This window comes from Blautia sp. AM47-4 (genome assembly GCF_003479865.1).
Classification (GTDB): Bacteria; Bacillota; Clostridia; order Lachnospirales; family Lachnospiraceae; genus Fusicatenibacter; species Fusicatenibacter saccharivorans.
Window position 1 is genome coordinate 1 of sequence record NZ_QUHY01000055.1, and the last position, 7,461, is coordinate 7,461.

Annotated in this window: 8 protein-coding genes and 1 pseudogene; 3 read left to right on the forward strand and 6 right to left on the reverse strand. The window is 37.2% G+C overall.

From position 1 onward, the window contains the following. Window positions 1–163 precede the first annotated feature (163 nt). The 4 genes and pseudogenes from DW965_RS17940 to DW965_RS22350 form a co-directional block, all read right to left on the reverse strand. Complete coding sequence (locus tag DW965_RS17940; RefSeq protein ID WP_119198650.1) at window positions 164–469, reverse strand: LD-carboxypeptidase; 306 nt, start codon at window positions 467–469, stop codon at window positions 164–166. A gap of 134 nt (window positions 470–603) precedes the next feature. Continuing rightward, window positions 604–810: a hypothetical protein gene (locus DW965_RS17945; RefSeq protein WP_147398813.1), complete on the reverse strand. Its 207-nt coding sequence runs from the start codon at window positions 808–810 to the stop codon at window positions 604–606. Window positions 811–942: 132 nt separating this feature from the next. Further along, complete coding sequence (locus tag DW965_RS17950) at window positions 943–1,728, reverse strand: HAD-IA family hydrolase (protein ID WP_243004558.1); 786 nt, start codon at window positions 1,726–1,728, stop codon at window positions 943–945. A 51-nt stretch (window positions 1,729–1,779) separates the two neighbouring features. After that, a pseudogene (locus tag DW965_RS22350) lies at window positions 1,780–1,959 on the reverse strand (NUDIX domain-containing protein); the annotation flags it as partial. Between the two features lie 117 nt (window positions 1,960–2,076). On the opposite strand from DW965_RS22350, the gene DW965_RS17955 reads away from it, so the two are divergent. The 3 genes from DW965_RS17955 (at window position 2,077) to tnpC (ending at window position 4,759) form a co-directional block, all read left to right on the forward strand. Beyond that, entirely contained in the window at window positions 2,077–2,478 is a 402-nt protein-coding gene (locus DW965_RS17955; protein WP_117761182.1) for a hypothetical protein, read from the forward strand. After that, a complete protein-coding gene (gene tnpB, locus DW965_RS17960; protein WP_117761180.1) occupies window positions 2,468–2,836 on the forward strand; it encodes an IS66 family insertion sequence element accessory protein TnpB in 369 nt (122 codons plus the stop codon). The genes DW965_RS17955 and tnpB overlap by 11 nt, the downstream gene beginning before the upstream one ends. Before the next feature lie 279 nt (window positions 2,837–3,115). Beyond that, window positions 3,116–4,759 (forward strand): IS66 family transposase, encoded by a 1,644-nt coding sequence (gene tnpC / locus DW965_RS17965; RefSeq protein WP_117761178.1) that lies wholly within the window; start codon window positions 3,116–3,118, stop codon window positions 4,757–4,759. Between the two features lie 346 nt (window positions 4,760–5,105). On the opposite strand, the gene gapS4b is transcribed toward tnpC, so the two are convergent. Then, window positions 5,106–6,230 carry a GapS4b family protein gene (gene gapS4b, locus DW965_RS17970; RefSeq protein ID WP_117761176.1) on the reverse strand — a complete coding sequence of 375 codons (1,125 nt, stop codon included), beginning with the start codon at window positions 6,228–6,230 and terminating at the stop codon, window positions 5,106–5,108. A 2-nt stretch (window positions 6,231–6,232) separates the two neighbouring features. Then, window positions 6,233–7,180: a GapS4a family protein gene (gene gapS4a, locus DW965_RS17975; protein WP_117761174.1), complete on the reverse strand. Its 948-nt coding sequence runs from the start codon at window positions 7,178–7,180 to the stop codon at window positions 6,233–6,235. Window positions 7,181–7,461 lie beyond the last annotated feature (281 nt).

The following is a 7,461-nucleotide window of genomic DNA, read 5'->3' on the forward strand; positions in this document are numbered from 1 at the left end:
CAAAAAATAGACGCCCATTGTTGAACGTCTATTTTGGGATGATATTGAGGTTTGCTGGTCTATCTTATAAAATCTGAATGTACTTCGATTGCATTTTTATTGCATTTTTAATCTGTTTTCATATAGATTTTAGTGGTTGATAGTTCCTGAAAATGCCTTAAAATCAATGATTTTTATTTATATGGCATACTGTCTGTCTGGAGTTTGTATTGTTTCCGCCAATGGATGCCATTAGAATCTGAACATCCTCATTGTATAAGAGTTGATTAAACTCCTGTGCTCTTTCCTGAATTGTTCCAGAACGGTAGTTATCCTTTTTTCGGTATAACTGCCCATTTATTATTTTATAACCTTTAGATTCTAAATATTTGACTCCTCGTTCATAACGAACAGGGACAGTTGCAGAAATTGGTGATGATGAAGAGAATACGCCTATTGTAATATCATCTTTTAATTTTCTTGCCTTCATATTTCAAGTTCCTCCAGAAATTCCAGTTTAATTGTTTCAATTATATCCCTCTGCTCTTATTCTGGCAATTCTTATCTATACAAAAAGGCAGTCGTTCCTACTCTTAGAACGACCACCCATACTTTTGTATCAAATTACCTTGCGCCTCTATCATGTTTTCTTCTTACAGCATATCTCTGTTCCTCAATCGCCTGTTCCCTCTGTCTCGCTGTCCTCACTGCCGACTGCACCACATCTGAACCAAGTACCGCTTTTGTTCTCTGATAATCCATTTCTACACTACGAAGTTGTTCATTCTCACTCAGCACATCATCAAGTCGATTACGAATCCGCTCTTTCACTGACAATTCTTGATTATAAGAGATTTCCAATCTGTCATATTTATTAGATATTGTGCGATACTTCACCCTAACATATATCATATGTTCTGCAAGAACAATTGTAATTTGAATCTTATTTTATAGACCTATCCCCTATAAATATTTTAATACATCAGATAAGTTATTAATTTCCATATCAGCTTTTTCACTCTCATCTGTTATATTCCACAAACTTCCTAATCCCTGTTTTACCCATATAGTTTTCATACCCAACTGTTTTGCGGGTACAATATCATTATCAATACGGTCACCAATCATGACTGCATTCTCTGGCTTACAACAGCTTCTTTCCAATGCAATTTCAAATATGCGCCTATCAGGTTTTGAAACGCCTTCTTCTGCTGATGCGATAATCAAATCAATATATTTTCGTACTCCAAGATTTTCTAATCTCTCAGAAGTTCCTAATGATTGGTTTGCAATTACACCAATTTTATAAATTCTACTTAACTTTTTCAAACAATCTTTAGTGTCTGTATACAGCCTCTCGTATTGCGATTCCCATTTAGGTAATTTCACCCCCAATTGCCTTGCTACCTCTAAATCTCCTTTTTTGTTTTCTTTATAAAACGACATGGCATATTTATAAATTTGCTCGTAAGTTAAACCTGATAAATCCGCTATCCTTTTCATCCTGTCTTCATAAACTTTGCTTTCATCAACCAATGTCGACCCAACATCAAAAAATAGCCATTTTATTTCGTCCTTTTTGGGGCAAAATCCTCTTTTTCTTGCTTCTTCTAGCAGTTTGGGTTGAATTTCTGGGTAAGTCCAATTAATCGGTAGTTCATCCATAATTGCTATTTTTTCAATTTCACTGTGAAGCTCTTTTTCAAATGTATGTATATCTGAGAAGAATAATTTTCCAAAAGTCTCCATTCCATCGAAATTATCTGGTGCAGTCACAGAATATATACAAATTGGAGTAATATCAAAAGTTATTGCTCCTGTTTCTTCATATAGTTCTCGTTTGGCTGTTTCAAGAATATCCTCACCATCTTCTCTATGTCCCCCCGGTGCCTCCCATGTATTTCTTTCCTTGTGCTTGCAAAATACCCATTTACCATTATGTCTGGCAATAATAACTGCAAACTTCGTAAACGGTAGAATACGAGTACCTTTTTATTCACTTCAAGTTATGCCATAATCATACTCAACAAAATAACATAGTCAAAAAAGTTTAGTACTTAACTTTTTTAACTGACTATGATTCAGAGGAGGAATATTATGGCTACGCAAACCAGCCTTGTAGCTCAGCAGGTGAGGATCAGACAATGGGCAGAACAGATCCGGAATTGTCAGAACCGTCCCAAAGGGATGGATGTTGAAACCTGGTGTACCCAAAATAATCTTACAAAAGCCAACTATTATTACCGTCTCCGGCGTGTCAGGCAGATATACCTGGATCAGATGCAGGACACAGAAACCACTGCTTTTGTGGAACTGCCCGCACCTGCACCAGATCCAAAGAAAACAGATACTTCAAAAGAATCCGGTACATGCATTTCGGCAGGAACTCTGCCAATGATCCGTATTAAAAATACCAGGGGACTGTCAGTTGAGATATTTTCCGGTACTTCACCGGAAATGCTCTGCCATCTCATAAAGGCTTTTACCCATGCTGAATGATGCAGATGCTTCCGGATTTAAAAAGGTGTATCTGGCGATGGGATTTACGGATCTCCGTCGTGGGATCGATGGACTGGCAACGATCGTACGCTTTCAGTTTAAGCTTGATCCTTACGACAAAAATACACTGTTTCTTTTCTGTGGAAGAAGATGTGACCGGATCAAAGCACTGCTCTGGGAAGGCGATGGTTTTCTCCTTATGTACAAGAGACTCGATAATGGTGCATTCCGGTGGCCCCGTTCAGCAGATGAGGCAATGGCGATCACAGACGACCAGTACCGTATGCTGATGCAGGGACTGGAGATCGTTGCACGCCATCTGATCTCTGAGCTGAAAGAGACACCCCGCATTATGTAGCCTGTGCAAAATGCCGAAAATAAAAAAGTACCAAAACTGTAAAAATGATGTGTATCAACCGGATGAAAAAGGTTATCCACAAACAGTCTTTTCTCATTACATTTGTTATCGTGTGAATAGAAAAACTGTTGTGGATAATACATCTGAAAAGCTGTAAAACAACGGCTTTCCAGATGTATTATCCACCGTCATTATGACGAAAGCCCATATCTGAAGGATTGGCGGAAATACAAAAATTCTGTTATAATCGGAATCAGTATAAAGACAGGAGTTCCGGTTATGACGATCAAGTACACAAAAGAACAACTGAATAAGTTTGATAAGGATCTGCTGATAGAGCTTTTTCTTGGGATGCAGGGACAGATGGAAGAATTGTCCAGGCAAACGCAGGCCTTAAATGACAGGATGCAGCTGATGATGGAACAGATGGTCCTTTTTCAGAAGAACCGTTTTGGCAGATCCAGCGAAAAAATGGCGGATTCTGAACAGATACGTTTCATGGAAGTGGACGGGACTATCGTATTCTTTAATGAAGCAGAGGCAGTCTGCGACCTGGATGCACCGGAACCTGATGACCTGGAATTGAAAGCACCCAAAAAGAAAAAACAGCCAGGGAAAAAAGCGGCTGATATAGCAGGGCTGACAGTAAAACGTATTGATCACTATCTGAAAGAGGAAGAACTGACGGCTGAGTTTGGTGAAAACGGATGGAAACAGCTTCCGGATGCCATTTCCCGATGTTATCAGTTCATTCCGGCCAATGTCGTGATAGAGGAACATCATATCGGCGTTTATTCCAGTAAACTGGATGAACACATGATAAAGGCACCCCATCCCAGAAATCTGCTTCATGGAAGCCTTGTATCCCCGTCCCTTGCTGCGGCAGTCATAAATGGTAAGTATGTAAATGCGGTACCTCTCTACCGTCTTGAAAAAGAATTCGAAAGGTACGGGCTTGCCATTACCAGACAGAACATGGCGAACTGGATGATCCGTCTTGGGGAAGAATATCTGGGAACCATGTATGATTATCTGCATAAGCTTCTGTATGATTATCATGTGATACAGGCAGATGAGACTCCTGTACTTGTAAATAAGGACGGGCGTCCTGCCGGCAGCCAGAGTTACATGTGGGTGTACCGGTCCGGCTTTATGTACCGGGATCGTCAGATCATCCTTTATGAATACCAGAAAACGCGTAATGCATCCCATCCCCGGGAATTCCTGAGGGATTACACCGGGATCTGTGTTACGGATGGGTACCAGGTATATCATACATTGGAAAAGGAGCGTGAAAATCTGAAGATTGCAGGCTGCTGGGTTCACTGCAGGCGCAGGTTTAACGATGCACTGGAAGTGATACCCAAAGCACACCGAAAGGAATCAATCCTGCATCTGATCATGAAACAGATACAGGCCATTTACCGGGAAGAGGGAAAACTGTCTGATTTTTCTACGGAAGACAGGCTCATGCAGCGTCAGCTTGTGGTAAAACCACTGGTGGATGCTTTCTTTGCGTACCTGAAACAGAATGAACCTAAGATTCCAAAGAACGGTAAAATACGGGAAGCATTTACATATGCACTGAACCAGGAAAGCTACCTGAAAGTTTTTCTGGAAGATGGGGATGTTCCAATAGACAACAATGCCAGCGAACGTGCGATCCGTGGATTCTGTATAGGGAAGAAAAACTGGGAGATGATCGATACGGTCAATGGAGCCAATAGTTCAGCGATCATCTACAGTATCGCAGAAACTGCAAAGGCGAATAACCTGAAACCTTTCGATTATTTCGAATATCTGCTTACGGAGATTCCCAAACATGTAGATGACAAAAACACAGATTTTCTTGCAGAACTTCTGCCATGGTCAGATATGTTGCCCGAAAACATTAGAAAGCCGCAAAAAGCCAGCGGAAAATAAACAGACCGCAAAAGCGGTCTGCTATTTGTCAAGGTGCTCGTATTCTACCGTTTACTATTTTCTTGCCATTATTGCTCTCACAAATAGAGCCAAACCAGAGCCATTCGATAAAATAAATGCCGGAAACCCGCATAAATACAGGCTTTCGGCATTTCTGTCCGTTATTCAAACTCTTCTTTGTAAAGTTGTTGTGTGGTGTAATGTATTGATTTTGGTGGTGAAAATCCAGGAGTTTTGTCCAGATTGTACCTGTTGCGTGGATTTTTAGGTGATTATATTGTCATTTTGTTGTCAGTAGAATAACTTGTCACTTCACCAGTAAATCTTTAATGCAATTATACCCATTTTATTTTTTCAAACACGAATGATATTGCATTTGATATAATTTTTCAAATTCTTCCAATATTAATCTAGTTGCATTTTTTACATTTTGACTTTTGCTTGCTTTTCCAAAATAAATATTTGCCAAACGCGATTCAAATGAATCACCTTTTACATTTTTTCTAAAATAATGTGGAAAGCCATATTCAATAATGCACCTCCCATTCATTTCTCCAAATTCGAATCTATACTGTGCTTGAACCTGCCTAAGTATTAGTACATCATGATATGATGGATCAGAAATGTATTCTACGTTCTCTAATGTTTCCCCTTTTTCACTGTTAATTATAATATTTTTTACGCTCCCATTCATCCATTTTGCTGAATCAGGCAGTGGTTGTTTTGATTCCCTATCTGGCCCTATTTCTATATTTTTCACTGCTTCAAATTCTAAAAATCCATTTGGACTGTTATTAGCTATTGACAACATAAACATAAATCGCTGATTATTATTGAATTCTTTAGCAGATAACTCCGTTGCATAATCAGAAGTTGCTACTGCACCTTTGTCCTTCAAAAGTTTCACTACATCCTTAACAACTTTTCGATTAATTACTTCTGTTTCAGATGATGTGAATTCATTTCTAAATGTAATTTCTTTGGTTTTTTCATCTTTTACAATTTCAACTCTTCCTGAAAATTTACTCTCACAATTTGCCCAATCTTTCGTGATATCCTCTCGTAAAATTTCGTATTCAAGAACAAGATTATTTTCAGAATTCATTGTAAATTGCATATCCGTATTAACAGTATAATTACTTGAATCATCTATTATTTTTTGAGGTTCAATCAAAGAAAGTGGCACTATATCATTTAAATTCTCATTTGTCGATGATTCAATTTTTGAGGTGCGAAATTTCACACTATCTTCTTTCGTCTTTTGAAACTCTTGTAATTTTTCAAACTCTTTAGGACTTATAATTGAAAGTGTAAGAAGCGGTATTGACATTTGTTTAGAATTGTCGCCCATGAATACTCCACGTTCTGCTAAAATCCCTTTTAAATCAGACTCACTTATACATGATTTGCTTAACAAAGGTTTTAATTTTTCACCAACCGGAAGCAATGTTTTTATATTTATTTCCTCCATTATTAAATCACCTCATCTCTGAAATCTGGTTTATACGTTATAACCTCAATATTTTTTACAAAATCAGCATTTTCAAAAGAACTTTTTGCCATTAAAACAACTTCCTTATGTTCAAACGAGTTATAATCTGGAAATGCTATTGTAACCTTTGCAGTCCATGTACTAGTTAGTTCCTGTGCTAATCCTATTAAGCGTTCTAAATACTCTTTACAAAAAGCTTCAGCAACACCAATAAACAATCTTTTTTCGTCACCATTGCTAATTGCTAACGGAATAACATTTGAGTTAATATACTCATATGGCATTTCTTTTCCTCTATATACGCGTTGTAGGCTAGAATTATTCAACCCCGTGTCAATATAAAAAAACTCAACGTTTTCTTTACCATATTTTGAATGAGCATAAGATAACAACTGATATAAGAATTGTGCTCTTTTGTTGTCTACCAATGCTATTGTTTCATACACACATTCTTGATTCATATAAAAATTTCCTATTTTGTCTATAACACTTTCATTTTCTCTCCCATCTTCACGACTTCTGTCAATCCAGAATATTAATCCCGATATAACCTTCTTATCTGTATTAGGTATCTTTTTCTTTGCTAATTCGCATGCTGGATAGCACTCCATCGCATATGCCAAATCTAATACAAATTCTTTAAATTTACTTTTTATTCCGCTATCTGTTACTGGATATCCATCTCTACATTTAACGCTTACCAAAACATCTTGCTTAGTGGCATCTCTTAATTGAGATTTATATGTATAGACATAATCAATTCCATGCTTTTGAGACTCTTTAGAATTTTCCCTTTTATGTTTTTCTTTATGTACGCATGGTACCGTCACCCCACTATTTGCATTATTCCATCCCATCATATCAAGAATATTTTTTACAATTTGTTCTCCGTATTCACCAGAGCTTTTCGCTTTTTCACCACCAGCCATTATATTTGCTCCTCCTAATCTTCATCATTATAATATATTTTATAATACTTTTTTTCTTTTCCTTATCGTAACCTTTCTCAATCAAATTATTAATATCATCTACAGTATCATTTAATTTAATCTCCACATTATCATCTAATCTTATACTCTTCTTTATTGTTTTCTTAATTTTAGTTACATCTAATCTTATACTCTTCTTTATTGTTTTCTTAATTTTAGTTACAGCATTCGACGATACTTCTTTATTGTTTTCTTAATTTTAGTTACAGCATTCGACGATA

What these genes read in the sequence shown, in the direction of transcription:
- DW965_RS17940 (WP_119198650.1), bottom strand. Translation starts at nt 469, where the DNA reads ATGAAGGCAAGAAAATTAAAAGATGATATTACAATAGGCGTATTCTCT.
- DW965_RS17950 (WP_243004558.1), bottom strand. Translation starts at nt 1,728, where the DNA reads ATGGAGACTTTTGGAAAATTATTCTTCTCAGATATACATACATTTGAA.
- DW965_RS17955 (WP_117761182.1), top strand. Translation starts at nt 2,077, where the DNA reads ATGGCTACGCAAACCAGCCTTGTAGCTCAGCAGGTGAGGATCAGACAA.
- tnpB (WP_117761180.1), top strand. Translation starts at nt 2,468, where the DNA reads ATGCTGAATGATGCAGATGCTTCCGGATTTAAAAAGGTGTATCTGGCG.
- tnpC (WP_117761178.1), top strand. Translation starts at nt 3,116, where the DNA reads ATGACGATCAAGTACACAAAAGAACAACTGAATAAGTTTGATAAGGAT.
- gapS4b (WP_117761176.1), bottom strand. Translation starts at nt 6,230, where the DNA reads ATGGAGGAAATAAATATAAAAACATTGCTTCCGGTTGGTGAAAAATTA.
- gapS4a (WP_117761174.1), bottom strand. Translation starts at nt 7,180, where the DNA reads ATGGCTGGTGGTGAAAAAGCGAAAAGCTCTGGTGAATACGGAGAACAA.